Origin of the sequence: Phreatobacter stygius (assembly GCF_005144885.1) — a bacterium.
GTDB lineage: Bacteria > Pseudomonadota > Alphaproteobacteria > Rhizobiales > Phreatobacteraceae > Phreatobacter > Phreatobacter stygius.
In genome coordinates this window covers 2373408-2399040 of the sequence record NZ_CP039690.1, presented here as the reverse complement: position 1 = coordinate 2399040, position 25633 = coordinate 2373408, and the positions used below count along the sequence as shown (strand labels likewise).

Annotated in this window: 22 protein-coding genes; 15 read left to right on the top strand and 7 right to left on the bottom strand. The window is 68.6% G+C overall.

The genetic code is table 11. The features are described from left to right. Nucleotides 1-13 precede the first annotated feature (13 nt). A complete protein-coding gene (locus tag E8M01_RS11010) occupies nt 14-2827 on the top strand; it encodes an FtsK/SpoIIIE family DNA translocase (RefSeq protein WP_425467717.1) in 2814 nt (937 codons plus the stop codon). A gap of 70 nt (nt 2828-2897) precedes the next feature. Next, the gene (locus tag E8M01_RS11005; RefSeq protein ID WP_136960154.1) at nt 2898-3794 is read left to right on the top strand and encodes an outer-membrane lipoprotein carrier protein LolA; all 897 of its coding nucleotides are present in this window, start codon (nt 2898-2900) and stop codon (nt 3792-3794) included. Nucleotides 3795-3800: 6 nt separating this feature from the next. Here E8M01_RS11005 and E8M01_RS11000 read toward each other — a convergent pair whose 3' ends face one another. Both E8M01_RS11000 and ftsE read right to left on the bottom strand, forming a co-directional pair. Continuing rightward, nucleotides 3801-4811, bottom strand: coding sequence for a cell division protein FtsX (locus E8M01_RS11000; RefSeq protein WP_246088681.1), 1011 nt, complete (start codon nt 4809-4811; stop codon nt 3801-3803). Continuing rightward, nucleotides 4808-5494: a cell division ATP-binding protein FtsE gene (gene ftsE / locus E8M01_RS10995; RefSeq protein ID WP_136960153.1), complete on the bottom strand. Its 687-nt coding sequence runs from the start codon at nt 5492-5494 to the stop codon at nt 4808-4810. The genes E8M01_RS11000 and ftsE overlap by 4 nt, the downstream gene beginning before the upstream one ends. 306 nt (nt 5495-5800) lie before the next feature. Between ftsE and E8M01_RS10990 the strand changes: the two genes are divergently transcribed. The 3 genes from E8M01_RS10990 to E8M01_RS10980 are packed head-to-tail and all read left to right on the top strand — an operon-like array spanning nt 5801 to nt 7665. Beyond that, nucleotides 5801-6691 (top strand): MJ0042-type zinc finger domain-containing protein, encoded by an 891-nt coding sequence (locus E8M01_RS10990; RefSeq protein ID WP_136960152.1) that lies wholly within the window; start codon nt 5801-5803, stop codon nt 6689-6691. Nucleotides 6692-6744: 53 nt separating this feature from the next. Next, the gene (gene hpt, locus E8M01_RS10985) at nt 6745-7275 is read left to right on the top strand and encodes a hypoxanthine phosphoribosyltransferase (protein WP_136960151.1); all 531 of its coding nucleotides are present in this window, start codon (nt 6745-6747) and stop codon (nt 7273-7275) included. Between the two features lie 6 nt (nt 7276-7281). Then, entirely contained in the window at nt 7282-7665 is a 384-nt protein-coding gene (locus tag E8M01_RS10980; protein ID WP_136960150.1) for a response regulator, read from the top strand. A 77-nt stretch (nt 7666-7742) separates the two neighbouring features. On the opposite strand, the gene ppa is transcribed toward E8M01_RS10980, so the two are convergent. The 4 genes from ppa to rpmB all read right to left on the bottom strand — a co-directional run bounded on the left by ppa (nt 7743) and on the right by rpmB (nt 10580). Next, the gene (gene ppa / locus E8M01_RS10975; RefSeq protein WP_136960149.1) at nt 7743-8279 is read right to left on the bottom strand and encodes an inorganic diphosphatase; all 537 of its coding nucleotides are present in this window, start codon (nt 8277-8279) and stop codon (nt 7743-7745) included. Between the two features lie 137 nt (nt 8280-8416). Continuing rightward, on the bottom strand, nt 8417-8926 hold the full coding sequence (locus E8M01_RS10970) for a GNAT family N-acetyltransferase (protein ID WP_136960148.1): 510 nt from the start codon (nt 8924-8926) through the stop codon (nt 8417-8419). A 197-nt stretch (nt 8927-9123) separates the two neighbouring features. Next, a complete protein-coding gene (locus E8M01_RS10965; RefSeq protein WP_246088680.1) occupies nt 9124-10110 on the bottom strand; it encodes a Tim44 domain-containing protein in 987 nt (328 codons plus the stop codon). Nucleotides 10111-10274: 164 nt separating this feature from the next. Then, complete coding sequence (gene rpmB, locus E8M01_RS10960; protein ID WP_136960147.1) at nt 10275-10580, bottom strand: 50S ribosomal protein L28; 306 nt, start codon at nt 10578-10580, stop codon at nt 10275-10277. Between the two features lie 172 nt (nt 10581-10752). Between rpmB and atzD the strand changes: the two genes are divergently transcribed. The 7 genes from atzD (at nt 10753) to pbpC (ending at nt 22412) form a co-directional block, all read left to right on the top strand. Beyond that, on the top strand, nt 10753-11841 hold the full coding sequence (gene atzD, locus E8M01_RS10955) for a cyanuric acid amidohydrolase (RefSeq protein ID WP_136960146.1): 1089 nt from the start codon (nt 10753-10755) through the stop codon (nt 11839-11841). A gap of 70 nt (nt 11842-11911) precedes the next feature. Beyond that, nucleotides 11912-12661: an SDR family oxidoreductase gene (locus E8M01_RS10950; RefSeq protein WP_136960145.1), complete on the top strand. Its 750-nt coding sequence runs from the start codon at nt 11912-11914 to the stop codon at nt 12659-12661. A 4-nt stretch (nt 12662-12665) separates the two neighbouring features. Further along, nucleotides 12666-13289, top strand: a complete 624-nt coding sequence (locus E8M01_RS10945) for a 2-hydroxychromene-2-carboxylate isomerase (RefSeq protein ID WP_136960144.1) — start codon at nt 12666-12668, stop codon at nt 13287-13289. A gap of 125 nt (nt 13290-13414) precedes the next feature. Then, nucleotides 13415-13828, top strand: a complete 414-nt coding sequence (locus E8M01_RS10940; protein ID WP_136960143.1) for a cupin domain-containing protein — start codon at nt 13415-13417, stop codon at nt 13826-13828. Between the two features lie 11 nt (nt 13829-13839). After that, nucleotides 13840-14814, top strand: a complete 975-nt coding sequence (locus E8M01_RS10935; RefSeq protein ID WP_136960142.1) for a Bug family tripartite tricarboxylate transporter substrate binding protein — start codon at nt 13840-13842, stop codon at nt 14812-14814. Between the two features lie 159 nt (nt 14815-14973). After that, nucleotides 14974-20358, top strand: a complete 5385-nt coding sequence (locus tag E8M01_RS10930; protein ID WP_136960141.1) for an alpha-2-macroglobulin family protein — start codon at nt 14974-14976, stop codon at nt 20356-20358. After that, nucleotides 20355-22412 (top strand): penicillin-binding protein 1C, encoded by a 2058-nt coding sequence (pbpC, locus tag E8M01_RS10925; RefSeq protein ID WP_246088679.1) that lies wholly within the window; start codon nt 20355-20357, stop codon nt 22410-22412. The genes E8M01_RS10930 and pbpC overlap by 4 nt, the downstream gene beginning before the upstream one ends. Here the strand turns inward: pbpC and E8M01_RS10920 are convergent. Continuing rightward, nucleotides 22399-23019, bottom strand: a complete 621-nt coding sequence (locus E8M01_RS10920) for a TetR/AcrR family transcriptional regulator (RefSeq protein ID WP_136960140.1) — start codon at nt 23017-23019, stop codon at nt 22399-22401. The two genes, pbpC and E8M01_RS10920, sit on opposite strands and share 14 nt — an antisense overlap. Before the next feature lie 116 nt (nt 23020-23135). Between E8M01_RS10920 and E8M01_RS10915 the strand changes: the two genes are divergently transcribed. From E8M01_RS10915 to E8M01_RS10905, 3 genes are all read left to right on the top strand, one after another. Next, nucleotides 23136-23828 carry a PspA/IM30 family protein gene (locus E8M01_RS10915; RefSeq protein ID WP_136960139.1) on the top strand — a complete coding sequence of 231 codons (693 nt, stop codon included), beginning with the start codon at nt 23136-23138 and terminating at the stop codon, nt 23826-23828. 148 nt (nt 23829-23976) lie between these two features. Continuing rightward, entirely contained in the window at nt 23977-24804 is an 828-nt protein-coding gene (locus E8M01_RS10910; protein WP_215908875.1) for a helix-turn-helix transcriptional regulator, read from the top strand. A gap of 83 nt (nt 24805-24887) precedes the next feature. Further along, nucleotides 24888-25619 carry an alanyl-tRNA editing protein gene (locus E8M01_RS10905; protein WP_136960138.1) on the top strand — a complete coding sequence of 244 codons (732 nt, stop codon included), beginning with the start codon at nt 24888-24890 and terminating at the stop codon, nt 25617-25619. Nucleotides 25620-25633: the final 14 nt, after the last annotated feature.

The following is a 25633-nucleotide window of genomic DNA, read 5'->3' as shown; positions in this document are numbered from 1 at the left end:
GGCCAATCGGGCGATGGTTAATCACCCGTCAACCCTTGCCTCGCTAAGTTCAGGTTCACGAACCGGATGGCTTTCCGGGGCGTCCGCCTGCGCGCGGATGTCCCGTCCGGCCCTCCCTTCACAGGATGCGACCGACATGGCTGTGGCGCGGCGGCATACCGGGCTTTCGATCTTTCCCGAAGCGATGAAGGGTGCAATGCGCCGCAAGATCCGACAGATCGGCGGCCTTGCGATCCTTGCCGCCGTCGGCCTGGCCGCGCTTGCCCTGATGACCTGGACCGCCGGCGATCCGTCGCTCAGCCATGCCACCAATGCGCCGGTGAAGAACTGGGTCGGCCGTCCCGGCGCGATCCTCGCCGATCTGCTCATGCAGCTGTTCGGGCTCGGCGCCATTGGCCTCATCGGGGTCGCGGCGGCGTGGGGCTGGCGCTTCGTCACCAACCGGCCGTTCGATCGCGAAGGCCTGCGGATTCCGCTCGGCATCGCCGCCGGCATGATCCTGGCGGTTGCCGCTTCCGTGGTGCAGGCGCCGCGCGGCTGGCCGCTGCCGACCGGTATCGGCGGTGTCATCGGCGACGGCGGCCTGGCGGTGATCAGCGCGGTTGCCGGCAATCTCTCCGGCCTGACGCGCGGCTTCGTCGCCATTGCCATTCTGGGGCTTGGGCTGTTCGTCGCGGCGATCGCCGCCGGCGTCATGATCAAGGCGGCCCGGCCGCCCGAGGAGGAGCTCGCCGACGAGCTGGCCCCGGCGCGGGCGGTGCGCGTGCGCGGCAGCGACGACCAGGAGCCGGGACGGCTCAGCGGCTTTGCCGCCAACAGCCTCGGCGCGCTGGCCCATGGCGTCCTGTCGGCCAAGGCCAAGCTGAAGCGCATGGCGGGCGAAGCGCCGGATCTGGCGCGCGCCGCGGCCGGCGCGCCTGCCGGCCGCGCCGAACCGGCGACACCGGGTCTCGCCGCACGCGCGAAAGCCTTCTTCACCGAACCGGACGACGACTTTCCGGTGGCCGCCCGGGCAACCGGCGCGCGCCGCGAGCCGGTGGTCGAGGCGGCCGCCGAACGGGCGCCCAGGACCTATCACGCGCCGCCGGCCCGGGTCCGTCAGGACGAGCCGGAGGTGGATGCACCGCGCATCGCGCCGGGCCTCGCCGGCCGGCCGCCCGTCGACGACGAACCGCCATTCGAGGTCGAACCCCGCCCAGCCGCCGATGGCCGTGGCCCGCGTATTCACGCGCCGGCACCCGCCCCCCGCCCGGTGGCGGTCCAGCAGAAGCTGCCGCTGCCGCCGCCCGACGGCATCGACGACAGCTATGAGCTGCCGCCGCTCGACCTGCTGACCGAACCCAAGCCCTCCGAACGCGACGTCTCGATGTCGACCGAGGCGCTGCAGGACAATGCCGCGACGCTCGCCTCGGTGCTCGACGATTTCGGCGTGCGTGGCGAGATTATCAATGTCCGGCCAGGCCCGGTGGTGACGCTCTACGAGCTCGAGCCGGCGCCGGGCACGCGCTCCAACCGGGTGATCGGCCTTGCCGACGATATCGCCCGCTCCATGTCGGCGGTCTCGGCGCGCGTCGCGCTGGTGCCAGGCCGCAATGCCATCGGCATCGAACTGCCCAATGCCAGGCGCGAAAACGTGCTGCTGCGCGAAATGCTGGCGAGCCAGGATTTCATCACCGCCAAGGAAAAGCTGCCGATCGCGCTCGGCAAGACCATTGGCGGCGATCCGGTGATCGCCGATCTCGCCAAGATGCCGCATCTGCTGGTGGCCGGTACCACCGGCTCGGGCAAGTCGGTCGCCATCAACACGATGATCCTGTCGCTGGTCTACCGGCTGACGCCGGCGCAGTGCCGGCTGATCATGGTCGATCCGAAAATGCTCGAATTGTCGATCTATGACGGCATTCCGCATCTGCTCACCCCTGTCGTCACCGACCCGAAAAAGGCGGTCGTGGCGCTCAAATGGGCGGTGCGCGAGATGGAAGAGCGCTACAAGAAAATGTCGAAGCTCGGCGTGCGCAATATCGACGGCTTCAATGCCCGCATGGCGCAAGCCCGTTCGAAGGGCGAATTGCTGACCCGCACCGTCCAGACCGGCTTCGACCGGGAAACCGGCGAGGCGGTCTACGAGCAGGAGGAGATGGGCCTCGACCCGATCCCCTATATCGTCGTCATCGTCGACGAAATGGCCGACCTGATGATGGTCGCGGGCAAGGACATCGAAGGCGCCATCCAGCGTCTGGCCCAGATGGCGCGCGCCGCCGGCATCCACCTGATCATGGCGACCCAGCGTCCGTCGGTCGACGTCATCACCGGCACGATCAAGGCGAACTTCCCGACCCGCATCTCGTTCCAGGTGACCTCGAAGATCGACAGCCGCACCATTCTGGGCGAGCAGGGTGCCGAGCAGCTGCTCGGCCGCGGCGACATGCTGTTCATGGCCGGCGGCGGCCGGATCAGCCGCGTCCACGGCCCGTTCGTCTCGGACGAGGAGGTCGAGCGGATCGTCGGTCATCTGAAGCAGCAGGGCGCGCCCGACTATCTGGAATCGGTCACCACCGATGACGAGGAGGCCGCCGACGGCGAGGGCGAGGACGGCGCCGTGTTCGACAAGGGCGCTTTCGGCGACGAACCGGCGGATCTCTACGACCGGGCGATCCAGGTGGTCATGCGCGACAAGAAGGCGTCGACCTCCTATATCCAGAGGCGGCTGCAGATCGGTTACAACCGCGCCGCCTCATTGATCGAGCGGATGGAGCGGGAAGGTATCGTCGGACCGGCGAATCATGCAGGCAAGCGTGAGATCCTGCTGCCCGAGGGCGCGGATTGAGGGCCGGGTTTCGCCTCGAATTCGCCCTATCGACTGCCTATCACCCGCGCCAGCCAATCATGGAGCTGCGATGACGAGACGCCTGACAATCGCGGGACCGGCCTGTCTGCTGCTGGCCGGGGTCGCGCTGTTCGGGGCGGCCTCGCTTGCGGCTGCCTCCGACCGCCCGATCATGCTCGCCCAGGGCGCGCCGCTTCAGCTCGGCCCGGCATCCGGCCCGGCACCCGGCGCGGCAGCGCCGTCAGGCGGCCCGCCGCGGGTTGCGCCAGTGCCGGCCGTGCGTCCCTCGACCGATTCGCCGACCGCGCCCGCCATGCCGCAGCCGCCCGGCCCGGCAGCCGCGCCGGCGCCGGCGCCGACCACGACGGCCGCCGGGCCGTTGACCCCGCCGGTCCGGCGTCAGGCGCCGCGCGCCGCCCGCGGCATCGACGCCGATACGCGTGACATCGCCCAGCAGGTGAACGCCTATTTCAACGGCATCCGCTTCATGCAGGGCGATTTCGTCCAGGTCGGGCCGGACGGCCGGCGCACCACCGGCAAGCTCTATCTCGACAAGCCCGGCAAGATCCGCTTCCAGTACAATGCGCCGAGCCCGGTCGAGATCATCGCCGACGGCCAGTCGGTGGCGGTGCGCGACCGACGGCTGAACACGCAAGACATCTATCCCCTGTCGCAGACGCCGTTGCGTTTCCTGCTGTCGGATCGTGTCGACATCCTGCGCGACGCCAATGTCACGTCGGTCACCCGCGATCCCGACTATGTCATCGTGATGCTGGAGGAACGCCAGGCCATCGGCGGCACCAACCGGCTGATGATCCTGTTCAATGCCAATGACTTCACGCTCCGGCAGTGGACGGTGTTCGACGCACAGGGCTACGAGACCTCGGTCGCCGTGCACAATCTCGACACCAGCCGCAGGCCGGACCAGCGGCAGTTCCGGATCAATTACGAGCGGATCCTACAGTAGCAGGTTCTAGTCGATCGCGTTCAAGGTCCGCATGACCGTCCAGCGCGAGGTCAGCGCGGCGACCGTGGTGACCAGCACGACCAGCACGACAATGCCGACATAACCGGTCGAGCCGAGCGAGAACGTGCCGAACAGAGCCTCGATCTGATCGCCGCCGGCGGTGGCGCGCCAGCGCGAGGCGATGAGGCCGGCGGTCAGGATCGAGACGATCGCGGCACCGCCACCGGCGAGACCTCCCTTGAGCGCCAGCCAGAGGAAGTGGCGCTGGAATTCGCCGGCGATGAAGGCATCACGCGCGCCGACGAAATGCAGCACCTCGACCACCGGGCGGTTGGTGGCGACCGCCGCGCGGGTGGCGAAGATCACCGAAAGGCCTGTTGTCAGGATCATCAATGTGACGATGGTCAGGCCAACGATGACGACCGCCCGGGCCATGGCCTTGAGCCGGTCGAACCATTGGCGATGATCGTCGAGGCTGGCACTCGGCACCTGCTCGACCAGTGCCCGCCTGAGCCCGGCCAGGTCGGCCGGCCGGTCGTCGGCGAGCCGGAGCACGATCAGCCGGGGGATCGGCAGGTCGTCGGTCGCAAGCCCGGTGCCGAGCCAGGGCTCCAGCATGCGGGCGGTCTCTTCCGCCGTATAGGGCGAGACATCGGCGACGCCGGGGAAACGGACGGCGACCTCGGTCGCGCGGGTCACGTCGACCTGCAGGTTGCGGCCGGGCGCCGGCCGGATCTGGATGGTCGCCTCGCGCACGATCGAGGCGGTCCAATCATCGGCGGCGGTGCGCACCAGGTCGACCGCGCCGACGGTCAGCGAGCCGAGGAAGGTCATGATGGCGATGATGACGACCAGCGCCCGGCCGGCGATCGAGGACGGCGGCACCAGTGATGCGCCGCTGCTCGCCGGCAGCCGGTCGTCGCCCGCTTCAGGGTCGCCGGCCGGCGCCGGTACCGGCAGTCCGAGGCGCCCGGCCAGCTGCGCCCACAGGGCTTTCAAGGGGGTCAGGTCGATCACCACCGGTCGTCCTCGAGGTGATGCGGGTCGTTGATCGAGACGAAGCCGTCGTCGATGATCAGGCGGCGCGCCTCGACCTGGTCCAGGAGGGACAGGTCATGGGTGGCGATCAGGACGGCGGTGCCGGTGCGGTTCAGTTCGACGAACAGCCTGAGCAGGCGCTTGGCGAGCGGCGGATCGACATTGCCGGTCGGCTCGTCGGCCAGCAGCATTTCCGGGCGGACGATGACCGCGCGGGCGATCGCCGCGCGCTGCTTCTCGCCGCCCGACAGGATCGGCGGGTAGGCGTCGATGCGGTGGCCGAGCCCGACCCATTCCAGGAGGTCGACGACCTCGGAACGGTAGCTGGTCTCGTCCTTGCCGAGCACACGCATGGGCAGCGCGACATTCTCATAAGTGGTCAGATGGTCGAGCAGGCGGAAGTCCTGGAACACGATGCCGATGCGCCGGCGCAGCACCGACAATTCGTCCTTCGACAGCCGGGCGGTGTCGTGGTCGAACACGGTCACCAGCCCGCGGGTCGGCCGGAGCGACAGGAACAGGAGTTTCAGCAGGCTGGTCTTGCCGGCGCCTGATGGACCGGTGAGGAATTGGAAGGAATGCGGGTCGATGCCGAAGGACAGATCCCGCAGCACCTCCGGACCGAGGCCGTAGCGCAAACCGACATTCTCGAAACGAACCAAGGGGCAATGTCTCTTTCATTCGGGCCGCGCTGCAGGGCGCGATTCGCAAGGACGCGATCATGCCACGGAGCCGGACTTTACGCCCAACGGCAGGCCGCACCATGACGTGACGGTTGTGGCTTGTCGAAGGCGTGACGATCGTGGCGACCACCTGAGCCGGCGCCGCGCCATCGTACACAGGCATGGCCTGGCGTTTCGGACCGCCAAGGCGCGGTTTCCGGCCTGCCGGGGCCCCGCGCTTAACGGCGGATTAACCACGCTCAAGCGAGGGTGCATCGAAGGGACATCCGTCCCGGGGCAGGTTTCATGTTGATCGTCTGTCCGTCCTGCGCGACGGCCTTCCGGGTAACCGCGACCGCGCTCGGCGATGCCGGGCGGCAGGTGCGTTGCGCCCGTTGCCGGACGGTCTGGCTGGCGACCCCCGACAGCGCCTTGCCCGAACCGGCCATTGCCGAGGCCGAAGCCCATTCCGGTTCCACCGCTAACCAGGCCGCCGGCGACGACGACTGGGGCGCGGCCTTCGCCGAAGAGGCCCGCGACAGACCAGGCTCCGAGCCCGTGGAAACATCGGCGGCGATGCCGGTCGCCGAGTCGCCACCGATCGCCCCTGATATGCCGGCCGATCCCTTGCCACCGCGTGTCGACGATCGCCAGGCGGCAAGCCCGGTGAAACCGCGTTCATCGCGCGGCGATATCGAATCGAGCGCCGCGCAACGGCGCAAGCGCGCCTATGCCGCGCGGTCGAAGGGGTTCAGCCTCCGCCTGCCGGTGCCGATGACCATCGTGCTCATCGGCATGGCGGTCCTGGCGACCTTCTTTCTCGGCCGCGAGCAGGTGGTCCGGACCGTGCCCGACAGCGCCACCGTCTACGAGACGCTCGGCGTTCCCGTGAATCTGCGCGGCGTCGATTTCCAGGAGGTCAAGGGCGCCAACGAAATCGTCGATGGCGTCGTCGTGCTGGTGGTCGAGGGCAAGCTCGTCAATATCACGGGCCGTCCGATCGACCTGCCGCGGCTGCGGCTGGCGGTGCGCGACGCGACCGGCAAGGAGATCTATACCTGGACCGCGACGGCGCCCAAGCCGCAGCTGGCGCCGGGCGAAGCCGCGCCGTTCCGCTCCAGGCTGGCCTCGCCGCCACCGGACGGCGCGACCGTCGAGGTGCGTTTCTTCACCCGCCAGGACGCCGGCGGCAGATGACGCGGCGATCAGGCCGCGCTAAGCCATGAGCAAGACTTCCCCGGAGCCCTGTGATGGACCGTTCCAAGATTCGCGTGCTGTTCTCGGCCGAGGCGATCGCCCAGCGCCAGAAGGAGCTGGTGAGCGAAATCGCCGGCACCAACCCCGAGCGGCTTCTGGTCATTGCCGTCTTGAAGGGCAGCTTCGTGTTCGCCGCTGACCTGATCCGCGCGATGGACGCCGCCGGCATGGCGCCGGAGGTCGAGTTCATGTCGCTGTCGAGCTATCTCGAAGGCACCGTCTCCAGCGGTTCGGTGCGCATTCTGCACGACGTCGAAAGCCCGGTCGCCGATCGCGACGTGCTGCTGGTCGACGACATCCTGGAAAGCGGCCGGACGCTGACCTATGCAAAGGATCTCCTGAGCGCGCGCGGCGCCAGGAGTGTCAGGACCTGCGTGCTGCTGGAAAAGCCCGGCAAACGTGCCATCAACCTGCAACCCGACTATGTCGGCTTCGTCTGCCCCGACGTCTTCGTGGTCGGTTACGGCATGGACGTCGCCCATGCCTGGCGGCAATTGCCCTTTGTCGGTGTCATCGAGGACTGATCGGCCATGGCGCGCGTGCTGATCGCCGAGGACGACGAACCGGTCCGGATCTTTGTCCGCCGGGCCTTGGAGATCGACGGTCACGTGGTGGTCGAAACCCGTGACGGCGCCGAGGCGCTCGAATTGCTCGAACGCGAGAACGGCGCCTTCGACCTGTTATTGACCGATATCCGCATGCCGCTGATGGACGGCATTGCCCTGGCGCTGGCCGCCGCGCCGCAATTTCCCAACCTGATCATCCTCTTGATGACCGGTTATGCCGACCAGCGCGAACGTGCCCACGGGCTCGACGCGCTGATCCACGACGTGGTGACCAAGCCGTTCTCGCTGGCCGACATCCGCGCCAAGGTGGCCGAGGCGCTGGCCGCCGGTCCGAAGCGGCCGGGCTGATCCCGGCCGGTGGTTTCGTCGGACGTCGTCGGGCCGGATTGTCGTCAGGCCCGATTGTCGTCAGGTCCGATTTGTCGTCAGGTCTTGGCCTTGTTGGCCCGCTCCATGGCTTCTTCGATTAGCCTGCGGGCTTCCGCCGCATCGCCCCAACCCTCGACCTTGACCCATTTGCCGGGCTCGAGATCCTTGTAGTGGGTGAAGAAATGCTCGATCTGCTGGCGGGTGATTTCCGGCAGGTCGGTCGCCTCATGGACATTCTCATAACGCCGGGTCAGCCGCGGCACGGGCACGGCGACGATCTTCTCGTCGCCGCCGGCTTCATCGATCATCTTCAGCACGCCGACCGGGCGGACCGCGACAATGGCGCCGGGCACGATGCCGCGCTGGTTGGCGATCAGCACGTCGCATGGATCGCCGTCCTCGGACAGCGTATGCGGGATGAAACCGTAATTTCCGGGGTAGCGCATCGATGTGTAGAGGAAGCGGTCGACCACCAGTGTGCCGGCTTCCTTGTCCATCTCGTATTTGATCGGCTCGCCGCCAACCGGGACCTCCACGATCACATTGACCTCGTGGGGCGGGTTCTTGCCAATCGAAACGGCATCGATACGCATCGGGACGCTCTCCGGAAAATCGTGCCGCCTCGATAGCGGCTTAGGCCCCTCGGCGGCAAGTGCGCCTAAGGACTAAAAGACCGGGCGCCCGCGCGATGCGGCCGCAAGAAGACGGGACGTCCAGGGAAATCAGGCCGTTACGCGGTCCAGCCGAAAGCGGTCTTGTCGAGTGAACGGACGCCGAAAGTTTCGGACGAGCGGGCCACCGGCTTGCCGCCGAGCGCCCGGTAGAAGTTCACCGCCGCGTCATTGTCGCTCAAGGCCCAGACCACGACGCTGTCGAGGCCGTGGCCGACCAGGTCCTTGCGCGCGGCCTGGAACAGCTTGCGGCCGAGCCCCAGGCCAATGAATTTGGGCCTGAGATAAAGCTCGTAGATTTCGCCGTCATAAGACAAGGCCTTGGCCCGGTTGCGCCCGTAATTGGCATAACCCGCGACCTCGTCGCCGAACCCGAGCAGGGCTATGCGATTGCCTTTGCGAATCGCTGATTCCCACCAGCCCGGTCCGCGGCGCGAGATGAGCTTCTCCAGCTCGGCGCCTGGAATGAGGCCGCGATAGGCCGCCCGCCAAGCCTCGTCGTGCACCTCGGCGACGATCGGAGCATCGGCAATGCGAGCAAGACGGATTTCGGTCGTGACGGTCTTCATGGTGAGAAGAATGGAACCACGAAGGCTGTCGGCTCGCAACGGTTTCGTTAAGCTTTCGTCAACAGGTATGATCAAAGGGTTAACGTCCGCGGCCGTGGCACCCGGGCCGGGAATTCCTTCGCCGAAACCGGCTATCGACAGAAAAAAGCCCCGGCTTGCGGCCGGGGCTTCGAATGCGCAGCGATTTGCCGCAGATGTCAGGCGGCCTGCTGGATCGCCGACAGCTGCCAGGTGCCGCCATGCGGCCTGCGGAAGGTCCACAGCTCAGTGACCTCTTCACCGCGCGGATTGCCGGCGATGATGCGGCCCGAGGCGCGCTCCAGCGTGACGTCGGTCAGGCCGTAACGCATGGCGACGGTGGCATAGTCGCCATCCTGCTCGCGCCAAGCTTCCGACAGGTCGCCCTGCAGCAGCTTGACGTTGGAGATGCGGTTGACCGCACCCTTGTCGGCATTGGCTTTCAGGTCTTCGGCGAAATAGGACACCATTTCCGGCGTCGCGACTGCACGCAAAGCGTTCAGATCCTCACGCGAATAGGCGTCCTGCACCTCCTGGAGGCGCCGCTCGAACTGGTCGAAGTCCTGACCGGTCACGCCGATCTTGTCCGACGGGGCGGCCGAAGGCGAGGCCACCGAACCGCCGGCCATGCCGGGGATCGGACCGTTCGGCATCGGGTCGGCGCCGCCCATGCGGGCATGAGCCGGCATCGGGCCACCAGCCTGCTGTTCGCGCCGGCCGCGCAGGAAGCGCACGACCAGGAAGATCACGCCGCCGATCAGGGCGACCTGGAACAGGAAGCCGACCATGCCCATGAGCGAGCCGAGGCCGCTCAGGAAGCCGCCGCCGGACAACAGGCCGAACAGGCCGGCGCCGAGGAAGCCCGCGGCGAGGCCCATGCCGAGACCACCCCAGCGCGACCCTTGGGCCGCTGGCTGGTTGGCCGCCGGAGGCCGCTGGCCCATGCCGGGCTGCTGGGTGCCGGGCGCCGGTGTCGGCGCGGTGGTGCGCTGCATCGGCTGCGCCGTCGAGGGCGCGGTATTGGTGGCGGGCGGGGCGGAATGGGTGTTGCTGCCGCGGCTACCCGAGGAGCGGCCGCCGCCCGGCCGGGCTTCGGCTGCGAGCGCGCCCAGCATGAGAGCCACGGAGGCCACGGCGGTCATGCGGAAAAGGCTTTTGGTCGTCATCGTTCTCCCCACTGCGCGAGAAACGGGGTCCACCCGCGCTTGACTCAACTTAGCGTGATATGGGGATCAGGTCGCTGCGAGACAATGACGCAGCGGCAATAACGAAAACCGGCGCCAGTTCCCCGGCGCCGGTTGTCAAATCTTTACAGAAGCTTAACGCCTGATCAGGCGGCGGCCGGCTCGGCAGCCTCGGCGCGCTTCTTGGCGATGGTCGCCTTCAGCTGACGGGCCTTCGGCGAGAGAACCTCGGCGCGGGCCTTGGCCAGGAATGCGTCCAGGCCGCCATTGTGATCGACCGAACGCAGAGCGTGGGTCGACACGCGCAGCGAAATGCTCTGGCCGAGCAGTTCGGACGTGAAGGAGATGTTCTGCAGGTTCGGCAGGAAGCGGTGCTTCGTCTTGATGTTCGAGTGGCTGACCCGGTGGCCAACCAGAACACCCTTACCGGTGAGTTCACAACGACGCGACATCGGTCGGATCCTAAAGACATGGCGACGGCGTGCGCCGGCCGCGGGACAAAATGGTCCTTTTCGGAGAGGCGACCGGATAGTGGCACCTGCCGATGATGTCAAGCAAAACCGGCACGGGGCTTGCTAAAACCCTCCAGCCTCAGTTGTTGAGCCTAGCACGAAGGAAGCCGCCATGCCGATCGCCCGCGTTCACCGCCTTGCTGCCAGCGGCCCCGACGACGCCTCGGGACTGGAGGCCGCGATCCAGGCCGGGGCCATCGATCCGGGCGGCATCCTGGCGATCTTCGGCAAGACCGAGGGCAATGGCTGCGTCAATGATTTCTCCCGCGGGTTTGCCACGCAGTCGCTGAGCCTGGCGCTTGCCCGCCATATCGGGCCTGAGCGCGCGGCCGAGGTCTGTTACGTCATGTCGGGGGGCACCGAAGGCGCCATGTCGCCGCATTGGACGGTGTTCGAGCGGGTCGAAGGCGATGGGCTCGCCGGCCCGGCCCTGGCGATCGGACGGGTCCATACCGCAGCCTTGCCGGCCGAAGCGCTCGGCCGGCTCGGCCAGGTCGATCAGGTTGCCGAGGCGGTACGGGCGGCGATGCGGCAGGCGGCGATCGAGGACCCCGAGGATGTTCATTTCGTCCAGATCAAGTGTCCGCTCTTGACCAACAGGCGAATCGGCGAGGCGGAGGCTCGCGGCGTCACGGTTGCGGTGCGCGACACCTTGAAATCGATGGGCCTGTCGCGCGGCGCATCGTCGCTCGGCGTGGCGGTCGCGCTCGGCGAGGTCCCGCGCTCGGCTGTGTCGGACGTGGTGATCGGCCGCGATTTCAGCCTGTGGTCGGCCAGGGCCAGCGCTTCGGCCGGGGTCGAGCTCAGCCATCACGAGGTCGTCGTGCTCGGCCGCTCGGCCGCCTGGTCCGGTCTCATCACCATCGACCACGCGGTCATGGCGGATGCCATCGACATCGAGCCGGTCAGGGCGGCGCTCGCCCGGGTCGGGCTGCCGGCCGACGGCCAGCTCGATCCGCGCCAGCGCAGCCACCTGGTGGCGCTTTTGGCCAAGGCCGAGGCGAGCCCGGACGGCGAATTGCGCGGCGAGCGCCACACCATGCTGGACGATTCCGATATTTCGTCGACCCGCCATGCCCGGGCCTATGTCGCCGGCGCGCTTGGCGGGCTGGTCGGGCGATCGATGATCTATGTCTCGGGCGGCGCCGAACATCAGGGACCGCCCGGCGGCGGGCCGGTGGCCGTCATCGTCGAGCGCTAAAGGCGGCACGATTGACCGCGCGGCCTTTCGAGACGAACCTGCCCCGGACCGGGAGCCGGGGGCGACGACAATGGCGGAGCAGTCACAAGCCGGGCAAGGCGTCTGTCTGGTCGTCGGCGCCGGGGAGGGGGTCGGCAGCGCCATTGCCCGCGCCTTTGCGCGCGATGGCCTGACCGTCTGCCTGACCCGCCGGCCACGCCATCTCGACACGCTGGAGCGGCTCGCCGCGTCGATCCGCGAGGATGGCGGCAAGGCTCATGCGTTTGGCGTCGATGCGCGCGAAGAGACCGAAATGGTCGAGCTGTTCGACCGTATCGAGGCCGAGATCGGGCCGCTCGCGGTGGTCGTCTTCAATATCGGCGCCAATGTCTGGTTCCCGATCGTCGAGACCACCACCCGGGTCTATACCAAGGTCTGGGAAATGGCGGCGCTCGCCGGCTTCCTGACCGGCCGCGAGGCGGCGCGGGTGATGACGCCGCGCGGACGCGGCACGGTGATCTTCACCGGCGCCACCGCCAGCCTGCGCGGCCGTGCCCAGTTCTCGGCCTTTGCCGGCGCCAAGCATGGCCTCAGGGCGCTGGCCCAGAGCATGGCGCGCGAGCTCGGCCCGAAGGGCCTGCATGTCGCCCATGTCGTGATCGACGGCACCATTGACGGCAGCTTCGCGCGCGGCCGGCTGCCCGATCTCGACGAGCGGCTGGCGCGCGACGAGGTGCTGAAGCCCGACGAGATCGCCCGCAATTACGTCTGGCTCCACCGGCAGGGCCGCTCGGCCTGGACCCATGAGATGGATCTCAGGCCCTGGACGGAGGCCTGGTGAGGTCATGACCGTGTCGGCCGCGAGGACCGTGGAGTTCCTGTTCGATTTCGGCAGCCCCAATGCCTATCTCGCCTGGCAGGTGCTGCCGGGCATCGCCGCGCGCAGGGCTGCGACCGTCAGGCTGGTGCCCTGCCTGCTCGGCGGCATCTTCAAGGCGACCAACAACCAGTCGCCGATGCAGGCCTTCGGCGGCATCAAGGGCAAGCTTGCCTATGAGATGCTGGAGACCCGGCGCTTTGTCGCAAGGCACGGGCTCAGCCGGTTTCGCTTCAACCCGCATTTCCCGGTCAACACCCTGTTGATCATGCGCGGCCTGGTCGCCGCCGAAATCGCCGGCGTGGCCGAGCGCTACGTCCCGGCCGTGCTCGCGGCGATGTGGGAGGCCGGCGAAAAAATGGACGATCCGGTGGTGGTGTTGCGGGTCCTGAACGAGGCCGGCCTCGATGGCGAGAGCCTGGTCGCGCGCAGCCAGGACGCGGACGTGAAGGCGATGCTCGTCGCCAATACCGAAGCCGCGGTGGCGCGCGGCGTGTTCGGCATTCCCACCTTTTTCGTCGGGACCGAGATGTTTTTCGGCAAGGACCGGCTCGGCCAGGTCGAGGAGGAGCTGGCGAAACCCGAGCCGTAGACCCTGGCCGGCCGGGGCGCCGGCAAGGCTGCCGGCTTGACAGTCCCGCGGCGGTCCTCACACTCCGGGCAAAATGCCCCCGAAGCGGGGACGGGCCGGACGAACCGGTCTTCGGGAGGATGATCATGACGGCCGAGACCGGGCGCTCCGGCGAAGTTGCGCCGCGCCGCTACCACGTCCGTGAGGCGGACGTGCCGGGTTATCATCCCGCCAATCACACCGGCACCACCAACCGCCGCCTGATCGGGCGCGAGACGGTTGGGGCCGAAAGCGTCGAAATGCTGCTCGGCACGATCGAGAAGGGCAATGGCGCGCTGCCCCATGCCCATCCCGGCATCGACCAGATCTGCTATCTGCTGGCCGGCGCCGCGCGGGCCGAGATCGACGGCCAGAGCTTCGACATGGTTCCCGGCGACAGCTGCTTTTTTCCAGCCGGCATGGAGCATGTCTTCACGGTGACCAGCGCGACGCCGGTGCGCGTGCTGGTCGTCTATACGCCGCCATACGAAGAGAACCCGAAACGGGTCATTCGCCGCTAGGGGAGGTTTCCATGCACGGATCCATGATCGACCGCCGCGCCTTGCTGGCCGGCGCGGCGGCGCTCGCCGCCGGTACGCGGTTGGCGCAGGCCGCCTTTCCCGAGCGGCCGATCACCCTGGTCGTGCCTTTCGCAGCGGGCAGCGGCACCGACACGGTGGCGCGCGTGGTTGCCGAACAGCTGTCGAGCCGGCTCGGCCAGGGCGTGGTGGTGGAAAACCGGGCGGGTGCCAACGGCTCGGTGGCGGCGACCTTCGTGGCCCGCGCCCCGGCCGATGGCTACACGCTGTTCATGACGACCAACACCACGCACTCGGCCAATCCGAGCCTGATGAAAAACCTGACCTATGATCCGGTGGCGGATTTCGCACCGGTGGCCCGGCTCGGCAACCTGCCCTTCATGCTGGTGGTCGATCCGCGGCTGCCGGTGAAATCGGTGGCCGAGCTGGTCGCCCATGCCAAGGCCAATCCGGGCAAGCTGTCTTATGCCAGCGGCAATTCCACCGGCATCGTGGCTGGTGCGACATTCATGCGCCGCGCCGGGTTCGAGGCGCTGCATGTGCCGTTCCGTTCGACGCCGCCGGCGATCACCGAAATTCTCGCCGGCCGGATTTCCATGATGTTCGTCGACATCACCGCGGCGCTGACCCAGGTCCAGGCCGGCGCGATCCGGGCGCTGGCGGTGACCACCGCCGAACGCTCCAAATTGTTGCCGAACCTGCCCTCGATGCAGGAGGCCGGCGTCGCCGAATTCGACATCACCTCATGGAACGGGGTGTTTGCGCCGGCCCGCACCGCGCCCGATGTGGTCGCCAGGCTGAACCGCGAACTGCGCGCCATCGTCGCCGATCCGGCCATCGCCACGAAACTGGCCGGTGTCGGCTTCGACGCCTTTTCCGGGCCGCCGGAGGAGCTCGGGGTGTTCGTCAAGGCACAGATCGGCAATTGGGCGCGGATGATTCGCGACGCCGGGATCCAGGCCGAATAACCCGCCGCTCCAACCGAGGATCTGCGGAGAATCCCCTACGGCTGACATTGCACCCTAGGACAAGCCCGTATCTCTCCTGATTGCCGTAAGGTGAGCGGGGTGGTCCACTCACGCCTGCGCGGCCGTCGGGGGCGTCGGATCGCTGCAGAGGATAATGCTATGCGCATCCGAGGTCTCCTTGCGGCCGCGGGGCCGCTCGTTCTTGCCGCGGCTTTTGCTTTTTCGACCCCCCATTCCGTTCTTGCCCAGGCGCCTGAACCCGAGATCGTCGATCTCGCGCAGGGTCCGGCCCAGCCCGTGCCGCGACCGCAACAGGGCCAGCCCGGCGCCCAGCCGCAGCGTCCCCCGGTCGCACAGGCGCCGGCGCTACCGGCGCTCAGGGCCTTCCAGCGCGACGACCTCAACGAACTCGCCCGCAAGTTCGAGGTCTCGATCGAAGGCAAGACCGCCACCGACACCCGGCCGATCGCCGATGTCAGGCGCGATGCCGATGCCGCCACGACACGCGGCGATTTCCGCGCCGCCGCCCGGTTCTGGGAAACCATCGCGCTGCGGTCGGCGCCGGATACCGCGCCCTGGGTGCGCTACTCGCAGGCGCTCGGCAGCGTCGTGACCAATGACTGGCGCGAGCGGCAGCAGCTGCGCGACGACGTGGTGGGCGCTGCCTATCTCGCCTATCGGCGTTCGCAGAACCGCAATGAGGAAGCCTTCGCACTGGCCCAGCTGCGCCAGGTCATGGTGGCGCGCCAGCAATGGCGCTTCGCCATCGACATCGCGCGCGCCGTGGTGGAGGCCCGCGACACGCCGGAGGCGCGCGAAGCCTATACCCGCCTGCGCGACCAGCATGGCTTCCGCCTGCGTGAAACGAAGATCGATTCCGACGGCATGCGCCCGCGCGCCTGTTTCGTCTTCTCGGAGAACCTGCGCAAGGGCCGCACCGATTTCGCCCCCTTCGTGCGCCAGACCGGCGCGACCAATCCGCCGATCACGGTGGAAGACCGGCAGATCTGCGTCGACGGCCTGCGCCATGGCGAGCGTTATTCGTTCCAGCTGCTGCAGGGCCTGCCCTCGGAGATTCCCGGCGAGACGCTGACGCGCAATGTCGAAGCGACGGTCTATGTCCGCGACCGCACGCCGTCGGTGCGCTTCACCGGGCGCGCCTATGTGCTGCCCCGCTCCGGCCAGCGCGGCCTGCCGGTGATCAGCGTCAATGTCGATTCGGTGGATGTCGAGATCGTCCGGCTCGGCGACCGTTCGATCGCCCAGACGGTGGCCGAGGATTTCCCCAAGCCGCTCGACGGCTACGAAATGCGCCAGCTCATCACCGAGCGCGGCATGTCGGCCTGGAAGGGCAAGCTGACGGTGGAGAACCGTCTCAACGCCGATGTCACCACGGCCTTTCCGGTCGACGAGGCGGTCAGGGCGCTGGAGCCGGGCGTCTATGTCATCACCGCCAAACCGACCAATGCGCAGCGGCGCTCCGACAGCGACGGCGACAGTTCGGATAGCGGCCTGGTGGCGCAGTGGTTCATCGTTTCGGATCTCGGCCTGACCGCGCTCTCGGGCGTCGACGGCGTCCACGGCTTCGTCCATTCGCTGAACTCGGCCAAGCCGCTGGCCGAGACCGAAGTGCGGCTGCTGGCCCGCAACAACGAGGTTCTGGGCGTCAAGCGCACCGATGCGAGCGGCCATGTCCGGTTCGAGCCGGGCCTGACGCGCGGCGAGGGCGCACTGACGCCGGCCCTGCTGGTGGCGACCACCGCCCAGGGCGACTATGCCTTCCTCAACCTGCGCCAGCCGGCCTTCGATCTTTCGGATCGCGGCGTTGCAGGGCGTGAACTGAGCGGGCCGCTCGATGCCTTCCTGGTGCCGGAGCGCGGCATCTACCGGCCGGGCGAGACGGTCTACCTGACGGCGCTGCTGCGCGACGCCAAGGGCGACGCGGTCACCGGCATGCCGCTGACGCTGATCGTCGAGCGGCCGGATGGCGTCGAATATCGCCGTATCGTCACCCAGGACCAGGGTGCCGGCGCGCGCGCCGTGCCGATCCCGATCGTGTCGTCGGCGCCCACCGGAACCTGGCGCGTGCGGGCCATCACCGATCCGCGCAGCCCGACCGCCGGTGAAGTCCGCTTCATGGTCGAGGACTTCGTGCCCGACCGCATCGCCTTCGACCTGACGCCGGCGAGCCAGCGGCTGACCCGTGGCAGCCCGTTCGGCGCCACCGTTGACGCCCGCTATCTGTTCGGCCTGCCGGGCGCCGATCTCGCCGTCGAAGGCGAGGTGGTGATGGAGACCACCACCGGCCTGCCGGATTTCCCTGGCTTCAATTTTGGCCTTGGCGAAGAAGAGACCAAACGCGACCGCCAGCCGCTGCCCGACGGCATCAAGACCGACGAGCGTGGCCGGGTGACGCTTGGCGCCGCGCTGCCGAGGATGGAGGACACCACGCGCCCCCTGTCGGCCCGCCTGCAGGTGCGCGTCGCCGAACCGGGCGGCCGCGCGGTCGAACGGACCGCCACCTTGCCGGTGCTGCCGGGGACGCCGCTGATCGGCGTCAAGCCGCTGTTCGAGGCCAATCGTGTCGCCGAGAACGAGACCGCGTCGTTCGAGGTCATCGGGGTTGCCAATGACGGGCGGACCCGAACCCGCGGCGCGCTGACCTGGCAGGTGCTGAAGCTCGAGACGCGCTGGACCTGGACACGCGGCGTCAGCGGCTGGGGCAGCCAGGCGATCGTCACGACACGGCGGATTGCCGATGGCCAGGTCGAGACGACGCCGGGCCAGGCCGGCCGCATTCAGGTGCCGGTGGCCTGGGGCAAATATCGCCTGGAGGTCTCGGGTGGCGATCTCGCCGGGCCGATGACAACAGTGGTGTTCGAATCCGGTTACGGCGCCGGCGGCACGGCCGACACGCCGGATGTCCTGGAAATGAGCCTGGACAAGCCGTCCTACCGGACCGGCGAGACCATGACCGTGTCGATCAATTCACGTTTCGCCGGCACCGCGACGGTGGCGGTGCTGGGTGACCGGCTGCTCGCCGAACAGACCATCGAGGTGCCGCAGGGCCAGAGCAAGGTGACCCTTCCGGTCGGCCAGAATTGGGGCGCCGGCGCCTATGCCACGGTGTTCCTGCGCCGGCCGCTGGATGCGGCAGCCTCGCGCATGCCGGGCCGGGCGATCGGCCTTGCCTGGTTCGGCGTCGATACCAATGAGCGGCGGCTGCGGGTCAGCCTCGAGGCACCGGAGAAGATCTCGCCGCGCACCACCTTGCGCGTGCCGGTCAAGGTCGACGGCCTGCAGCCGGGCGACGAGGCGCGGGTGACGGTTGCCGCCGTCGATCTCGGCATCCTGACCGTGACCAATTACCAGGCGCCGAAGCCGGACGACTATTATCTCGGCCAGCGCCGGCTGTCGGCCGAAGTGCGCGATCTCTACGGCCTGTTGATCGACGGCATGTCGGCGGCGCGCGGCTCGATCCGCTCCGGCGGCGACGGCCCGTCCAACCGCTTCACCGGCGCGCCGCCGGCGCAGCAGCCGCTGTCGCTGTTCTCTGGCATCCTGACCGTTGGCCCCGATGGCCGGGCCGAGGCGGTGTTCGACATTCCGGACTTCAACGGCACGGTCCGTCTGATGGCCATGGCCTGGACCACCACCAAGCACGGTTCGGCGTCGCGCGACGTCATTGCCCGCGATCCGGTGGTGGTGACCGCAACCTTGCCGCGGGTGCTCGGCCATGCCGACCGCGGCACGCTGAGGCTCGACCTGGTCAATGCCGAAGCGCCAGCCGGCGACTACCGCGTCACCGTGACGCCGGAGGGGCCGCTGCAGGTCGGCCAGGCGCAATCGACGGTCAGGCTGGCCGCCAATGGCGGCCGTGGCGCCGTCTCGGTGCCGCTCTCGGCCGACGGGCTCGGCATCGGCCGGCTCGGCGTCAGGCTGACCGGCCCGAACGGGCTCGATGTCACCTCGCGCTATTCGCTCGGCGTGCGCCCGGCCTTGCCCGACGTTTCGCTGCGGACCGTCATGACGATGAATCCCGGCGAGGCGGTCACGGTCTCCAGGGACCTGGTCGGCAGTTTCGTGCCGGGGTCGGCCCAGGTGGCGGTCTCGGTCAGCCCGTCGACCGCCATCGACGTGCCCGGCCTGATCATGGCGCTCGATCGCTACCCTTACGGCTGCACCGAGCAGACCACCAGCCGCGCGCTGCCGCTGCTTTATCTCGACGTGCTGTCGGCCGCCGAAGGCGGGCTCGGCATGGAGACACCGGTCGCCGAGCGCATCCGCGATTCGATCGACCGCATCCTGTCGCGGCAATCGGGCACCGGCTCGTTCGGCCTGTGGACCGCCGGCTCGAACGAGGATCCCTGGCTCGACGCCTATGTCACGGACTTCCTGATGCGCGCCCGCGAGAAGGGCTACGGCGTGCCCAATCAGGCCTTCCAGTCGGCGATCGACCGGCTGCGGACGCTGGTCGCCTCGACCAATGGCGTCGGCGACAACAAGGGCATGGACCTGGCCTACGCCCATTATGTGCTGGCACGCGCCGGCCGGGGCTCGCTGTCCGAGCTGCGCTGGCTCGCCGATACCCAGCTCGGCCAGATCAGCACGCCGGTGGCGCGCGGTCAGCTCGGTGCGGCGCTCGCCCTGATGGGCGATACCGGCCGGGCCGAGCGGGTGTTCACCTCCGCCGTGGCCTTGCTGCGCGATGGCCGCCAGACCGATCTCGGCCGTTTCGACTATGGCTCGCGCCTGCGCGATGCGGCGGCCCTGATGGCGCTCGGCTCGGAGGCGCGGCTGACCCAGCGCATCATCCTGGATGCCCAGAGAGTGGTCGAGGATCTGCGGGTCCGGACGCGTTATCTGTCGACCCAGGAAAAGGTCTGGCTGGTGCTTGCCGCCCAGGCGCTGATCGAGGACGCCAAGCGCATCTCGCTGGATGTCGGCGGCGCGGCGCATCAGGGCGCGCTCGCCCGCACCCTGCGTTCGGCCGAGGTCAATGACGGCCTGGCCTTGCGCAATACCGGACCGGAAGCGGTGCGCGCCGTGGTGACCGCCACGGGCACGCCGGCCGCCCCCGAGCCGCCGGCGTCCAACGGCTTCACCTTGCAGCGCCGCTACATGGCGCTGGACGGCCGGCCGGTGGACATCGCCCGGGTCGCCCAGGGCACCCGCCTGGTGGTCGTGCTCAATGTCACCGAGGCGGTGCCGCAGCTCGGCCAGATCATGCTGGTCGACCGGTTGCCGGCAGGCTTCGAGATCGACAATCCGAGCCTGATCGCCAGTGCCGAGACCTCGGCGCTGCGCTGGCTGCCGGCCGAACAGGTGCAGCCTGACTACAAGGCCTTCCGCGACGACCGGTTCATGGCGGCCTATAGCCGTTCCGGCGGCGCCAAGGCCAGCTGGCAGGTCGCCTATATGATCCGCGCGGTGACACCCGGCCGGTATGTCGTGCCGCCGGCGACCATCGAGGACATGTATCGGCCGGAGCGTTCGGCGCGCACCGCGGTCGGCCAGGCCGAGGTGACGGGCGGCGCGCCGTGATCCGGCGGCGCCTGCTGGTGCTCGCGGGCGGCGGGATCGTTCTCGCCAGCCTCGCGGGCGGCATCGTGCTCTGGCAAATGGGGGCCGGGCCCGATGGTTCGGCCACGCCGTTCTCGCGCGAAGTGGTCGACCGTCATGGCCGGCTGCTCAGGCCGTTCCAGACCGACGACGACATGTGGCGCTTTCCCGGCGCCGTGGCGGATGTCGATCCTTTGTTCCTGCGCATGCTCAAGGCTTATGAGGACCGGCGCTTCGACAGCCATCCCGGCGTCGATCCGATGGCGCTTGCCCGCGCCGCCGGCCAGTGGCTGACCAATGGCCGCATCGTCTCCGGCGGCTCGACGCTTGCCATGCAGGTGGCCCGGCTGATCGACAAGCGCGAGGACGGCCGGTCGATCGCCGTGAAGCTGCGCGAGATGGCGCGGGCGGTGCGCCTGCAGCGCGAGTTCGGCCAGCAGCGCATCCTCGATCTCTACCTGTCGCTGGCGCCCTATGGCGGCAATGTCGAAGGCGTGCGCGCCGCTTCGCTCGCCTATTTCGGCAAGGAGCCGCGCCGGTTGTCGCCGGGCGAAGCCGCCCTGCTGGTCGCCTTGCCGCAGGCACCGGAGACACGCCGGCCGGACCGTTTCGTCGAACGGGCCCGGCGGGCGCGTGACCGGGTGCTCGACCGCATGCTGCTCGCCGGCGTGCTGAAACCGGAACAGGTCGAGGCCGGCAAGGCCGAACGCATGCCGGTCGCCCGCCGGGCGATGCCGGCCTTCGCCTGGCATGCCGCGGCCGAGGCGGTCGCCGCCGATCCGGCCCGGCGGGTTCACCGCATGACCTTCGATCGCAACCACCAGGAGGCGCTCGAGGCGCTGCTGCGCGAGCGGGCGCGGGCGGTCGGGGCCAAGATCTCCGCCGCGCTGGTGGCGATCGACCATCGCTCCGGCGAAGTGATCGCCCGGATCGGCGCCGCCGACCCGCTGGACAACGACCGGCAGGGCTCCGTCGACATGACCCGGGCGGTCCGCTCGCCCGGCTCGGCCTTGAAGCCGTTCATCTATGCGCTGGCCTTCGAGGCCGGCCTCGCCCATCCCGAGACGCTGATCGAGGACCGGCCGTCGCGCTTCGGCAGCTATGCCCCGGTCAATTTCGATCGCGGCTACCAGGGCACCGTGTCGACCCGCACCGCCCTGCAAATGTCGCTCAACGTGCCGGCGATCGCGCTTCTCGAGGCGGTTGGCCCGCAGCGCTTCTTCTCGCGGCTGGAACAGGCCGGCGTGCGGCCGGTGCTGCCGCGCGGCGAGGTGCCGGGACTGGCGGTCGGGCTCGGCGGCGTCGGCTTGCGGCTGAACGATCTTGCCGCGCTCTATGCGGGCCTGGCGCGGCTCGGCGACATGCCGGCGCTGATCGAGCGGCGCGACGCTCCGGCGCCGGCCGCGCCGCGTCCGCTGGCCGAGGAGGCCGCCGCCTGGGCGGTCGGCGACATTCTTGCCGAGGCGCCCGCGCCGGAAGCCGCGCTTGCTGGCCGCTACGCCTTCAAGACCGGCACCTCCTACGGCTTCCGCGACGCCTGGGCGATCGGCTTCGACGGCCAGCGCACCATCGCGGTGTGGGTCGGCCGTCCCGATGGCTCGTCGGTGCCGGGCATTACCGGCCGCACGGCGGCCGCGCCGATCCTGTTCGATGCTTTCGCCCGGCTCGGGCCCTATGCACCGCTGCCGGGGCGCCCGGATTCGGTGGCGTCGATGAGCAACGGGCAATTGCCGCCGCCGCTGCGCCGTTTCGGCTCGACGCGGGAAGAGGCCAGCGACACGCGCGACCTGAAGATCGCCTTCCCGCCGGATGGCGTGCGCATCGACCTGGGGGCCGCGACCGGCACCATGGAGCCGTTGCCGGTGCGCACCACCGGCGGCCGGCCGCCCTTTACCGTGCTGGTCGACGGCCGCCCGGTGGCTCGCTTCGGCGCGCAGCGTCAGGCAAGCGTCGCGCCGGACGGGCCGGGCTTCACCACGCTGTCGGTGATCGACGCCGAGGGCCGCAGCGCCAGCGTCACCGTCAGGGTCGAATAGCCGGGCGTGGCGCCGTTGCGACCGGCAGGCCGGCGACCCAGGCGCGCACCATCAGCTTCAAACCGCGGGCAATGATCTCGTCCGGCGTCGAGCCGAGCTTTTCCTCGAGGCCGATCGAGACGATGCCATGCACCGCCGAGAACAGGGTGCGGGCCAGCGATTGCCGGATCTGGCCATCGAGATGCGGCAGAAGCGTCGCCAGCGGTTCCTCGATGTGGCGGAACAACCGGCCGACCAGGCCGAGATACCAGTCCGGCGGAACCGCTCCGTCCGGGATCTGATGGGCGAAGACGGCGCGCCAATGCCGGCTGTCGGCGCGTGAGAAGCGGTGATAGCCGAGCGCCAGGGCCTGCATGGCGGCCTCCGGATCGTCGGCCGGCAGGCCGGCGCCGAGCGTCGCATCGAGGCGCTTCAAGGTGCGGGCATTGACCTCGTAGATCAGCGCGTCGAGGTCGGGGAAGACATTATAGATGGCACCGACGGCGCAGCCGGCCGCTTCGGCCAGCGCGCGGGCCTTCAGCGCCGACAGGCCGTCGCGGCCGATGGCCTCGTCGGCGGCGTCGATCAACGCCTCACGCAATTTCGCCCGTCGTTCAGTGATGTCCATCCCGCTTTTCCCGGCCTTCAGAAAATTTATGAACATCGTTCAAAAATCTCTTGAACAACGTTCATGGCACTGCTACACCAAGCTCGTGAACAACGTTCATACCGAGGGAGAGTCAAATGTTCAAGGCAATGATGACCCTGATCCGCGGCCAGAAAGCCAGCAAGGCGCTGGCGGCCCGGCGCGCCCTGAGCCTTCTCGACCAGCAGAAGCGTGACGCCGCGATCAGCCTCGATCTGGCGCAGCGCGCCCTGGCCGCGGCGATCGCCTCCGACCAAGCCCAGGCCAAGCGCATCGTGACGATCGAGCGGCGCATCGCTGGCCTGGAAATTCGCGCCACCGCCGCGCTCCAGAGCGGCCGCGCCGCGCTGGCGAGCCAGGTGGCCGCGACCATTGCGGCGCTCGAAGCCGTCAGGATGTCCGGATGCGAGGCGCACAAGGCCTTTGCCATGGAGATCGGCAGATTGAAGCGCGATGTCGCGGCTGCCGAAGGCCGGCTTGCCGACTGGGAACGCGACCGGCGCATCGCCCGCGCCACCGAGACCGTGCGTCACCTGCGCAACGGACCGGCCGGGCCGGCGACCGACAATGCGCTCGCCGAAGCCGAGGCGACCTTGGCCAGGCTGCATGCCAGGCAGGCTGAAAGCGAGGCCGCGGCAAGTGCCCGCGATGCGCTCAACAACGCCGCCTTGTCGACCAATATCGCCGGCGTGCTCGCCGCCGCCGGTTTCGGCGCGAAGCCGCGGCCGAGCGCCGACGACGTTCTCATCCGTCTGAAGACCAAGGCCGCAGCGGTACGCATGGCGGGGTGAAGCGGCCGCGAGGGCGGCTCCGCCTTCAAGCGTGCGGAGCCGATGGCCTGTCCCGGATGATTTAGTTGACAGAAGCAAATATCCGGCGGCATCGTGCCGGCGCTCCCGGGAGCAGGACCTCGGGAGCTCCACAGACGTCGGATCGACCATGGCGCGTCACGATCCCAACAACCGGACAGTCTACTGGAACGACCGGAATATCCCGGGCCTGAGCCTGATGTGCGCGGACTTCACGACCCACTCCTATGCGCCGCATGTCCACGAAGCCTTCGTCGTCGCCGTAACCGAAACCGGCGGTGCCGAAATCAAGAGCCGGGGCCAGGTCGGCCAGGCGCACGCATCACGGCTCTTCGCATTCAATCCCGGCGAACCGCATTCCGGCTGGATGGGCGCCAGCCATAGCTGGCGTTATCGCGGCTTCTATCTGCCGCAGCCGGCGATCCGGGCGGTCGCCGAGGGCCTCGGCATCGACCGCATTCCCTATTTTCTGCGCAATGATTTCACCGACGCCGATCTTGTCGCCGGCTTTCTGCAACTGCATCGCCGCCTGCAATCGGCCGATGATACATTGGCCGAACGCGAGGCCCTGCTGGCCGCCTTCGGCATGCTGTTCGACCGCCACGGCGATGGCGGCGAGCGGCCAGCCGCGCCGCCGGGCGACCGGGCGCTGTTCGAACGGTTGCGCAAGATCATGGCCGAACGTCAGGCCGAGGCTTTGACGCTCGATGGGCTCGGCCGGGAGTTCGGACTGACCGAGTTCCAGCTGATCGGCCTGTTCAACCGCGTCATCGGCATTACTCCTTATGCCTATCTGACGCAGCTGCGGCTGAACACCGCCTGCCGGCTCTTGAAGCGCCATCACCCGATCGCCGAGGCGGCGCTGGCCGCCGGGTTCTACGACCAGAGCGCGCTGACCAAGCATTTCAAGCGCTGTTACGGCATCACGCCGCTGCAATTCGCCAAGGCGGCCGCATAAGAGGTCGCTCGGGCAATTCTCGCCAATACAAGGCCGCGTCGATCAGCAAGCTGCGGGCCTGATCATCAGGACCACCACAGACCATGTCGCGCTCCTTCTATCACGACCATCCCGAGACCTTGTCGCTCGAAACCGAGATCATCGAGGCGCAGCCCGGGCGGATCGCCCTGGCGCAGTCGCCGTTCTTTCCAGGTGGCGGCGGCCAATTGGCCGATCGGGGCACGATCCGCTGGGCGGACGGCGAGATCCAGATCCAGGGATTTGAATCATGGGCCGGGCGCCAGTGGGTTCTGCTGGCCGAACCGGTCGTGCTTGCCGGACGGGTCGACGCCATTGTCGATCCGGTGTTCCGCCAGATGATGCGCGAGTTGCACACCGATACCCATCTGCTCAATGCCCTGGTCTACCAGATGTTCGACGGCGCCTTGGTGACCGGCGTGCAGATGAACGACGACGGCACGGCGCGGATGGATTTCGACTTGCCGGATGCCGACAACGAACGGCTGCGCGAGCTCGACGCCCCGATCAACGCAGCGATCCGGCAGGATCTGGCGGTCACCGACAGCTATATGCCGCTGGATGCCGCCCTCGACGAACACGGCCTGATCCGCACCCGCTCGGCGGCGCCGCCGCCAACCGCCGACGGCAAGATCCGGATCGTCGAGATTGCCGGTCTCGACCGCCAGGCCTGCGGCGGCACCCATCTCGTCTCGACCGGGCACTCGCGGCCGATCAAGGTGTTGAAGATCGACAACAAGGGCCGGCACAACCGGCGGGTCAAGATCGGCCTGGTTGGCCTCGCGCCCGGCACCTGACGGCAAGGTCGCGC

Coding starts and splice junctions, on each gene's coding strand:
- E8M01_RS11010 (WP_425467717.1), top strand. CDS start 14: ATGGTTAATCACCCGTCAACCCTTGCCTCGCTAAGTTCAGGTTCACGA.
- E8M01_RS11005 (WP_136960154.1), top strand. CDS start 2,898: ATGACGAGACGCCTGACAATCGCGGGACCGGCCTGTCTGCTGCTGGCC.
- E8M01_RS10990 (WP_136960152.1), top strand. CDS start 5,801: ATGTTGATCGTCTGTCCGTCCTGCGCGACGGCCTTCCGGGTAACCGCG.
- hpt (WP_136960151.1), top strand. CDS start 6,745: ATGGACCGTTCCAAGATTCGCGTGCTGTTCTCGGCCGAGGCGATCGCC.
- E8M01_RS10980 (WP_136960150.1), top strand. CDS start 7,282: ATGGCGCGCGTGCTGATCGCCGAGGACGACGAACCGGTCCGGATCTTT.
- ppa (WP_136960149.1), bottom strand. CDS start 8,279: ATGCGTATCGATGCCGTTTCGATTGGCAAGAACCCGCCCCACGAGGTC.
- E8M01_RS10970 (WP_136960148.1), bottom strand. CDS start 8,926: ATGAAGACCGTCACGACCGAAATCCGTCTTGCTCGCATTGCCGATGCT.
- E8M01_RS10965 (WP_246088680.1), bottom strand. CDS start 10,110: ATGACGACCAAAAGCCTTTTCCGCATGACCGCCGTGGCCTCCGTGGCT.
- rpmB (WP_136960147.1), bottom strand. CDS start 10,580: ATGTCGCGTCGTTGTGAACTCACCGGTAAGGGTGTTCTGGTTGGCCAC.
- atzD (WP_136960146.1), top strand. CDS start 10,753: ATGCCGATCGCCCGCGTTCACCGCCTTGCTGCCAGCGGCCCCGACGAC.
- E8M01_RS10950 (WP_136960145.1), top strand. CDS start 11,912: ATGGCGGAGCAGTCACAAGCCGGGCAAGGCGTCTGTCTGGTCGTCGGC.
- E8M01_RS10945 (WP_136960144.1), top strand. CDS start 12,666: ATGACCGTGTCGGCCGCGAGGACCGTGGAGTTCCTGTTCGATTTCGGC.
- E8M01_RS10940 (WP_136960143.1), top strand. CDS start 13,415: ATGACGGCCGAGACCGGGCGCTCCGGCGAAGTTGCGCCGCGCCGCTAC.
- E8M01_RS10935 (WP_136960142.1), top strand. CDS start 13,840: ATGCACGGATCCATGATCGACCGCCGCGCCTTGCTGGCCGGCGCGGCG.
- E8M01_RS10930 (WP_136960141.1), top strand. CDS start 14,974: ATGCGCATCCGAGGTCTCCTTGCGGCCGCGGGGCCGCTCGTTCTTGCC.
- E8M01_RS10920 (WP_136960140.1), bottom strand. CDS start 23,019: ATGGACATCACTGAACGACGGGCGAAATTGCGTGAGGCGTTGATCGAC.
- E8M01_RS10915 (WP_136960139.1), top strand. CDS start 23,136: ATGTTCAAGGCAATGATGACCCTGATCCGCGGCCAGAAAGCCAGCAAG.
- E8M01_RS10910 (WP_215908875.1), top strand. CDS start 23,977: ATGGCGCGTCACGATCCCAACAACCGGACAGTCTACTGGAACGACCGG.
- E8M01_RS10905 (WP_136960138.1), top strand. CDS start 24,888: ATGTCGCGCTCCTTCTATCACGACCATCCCGAGACCTTGTCGCTCGAA.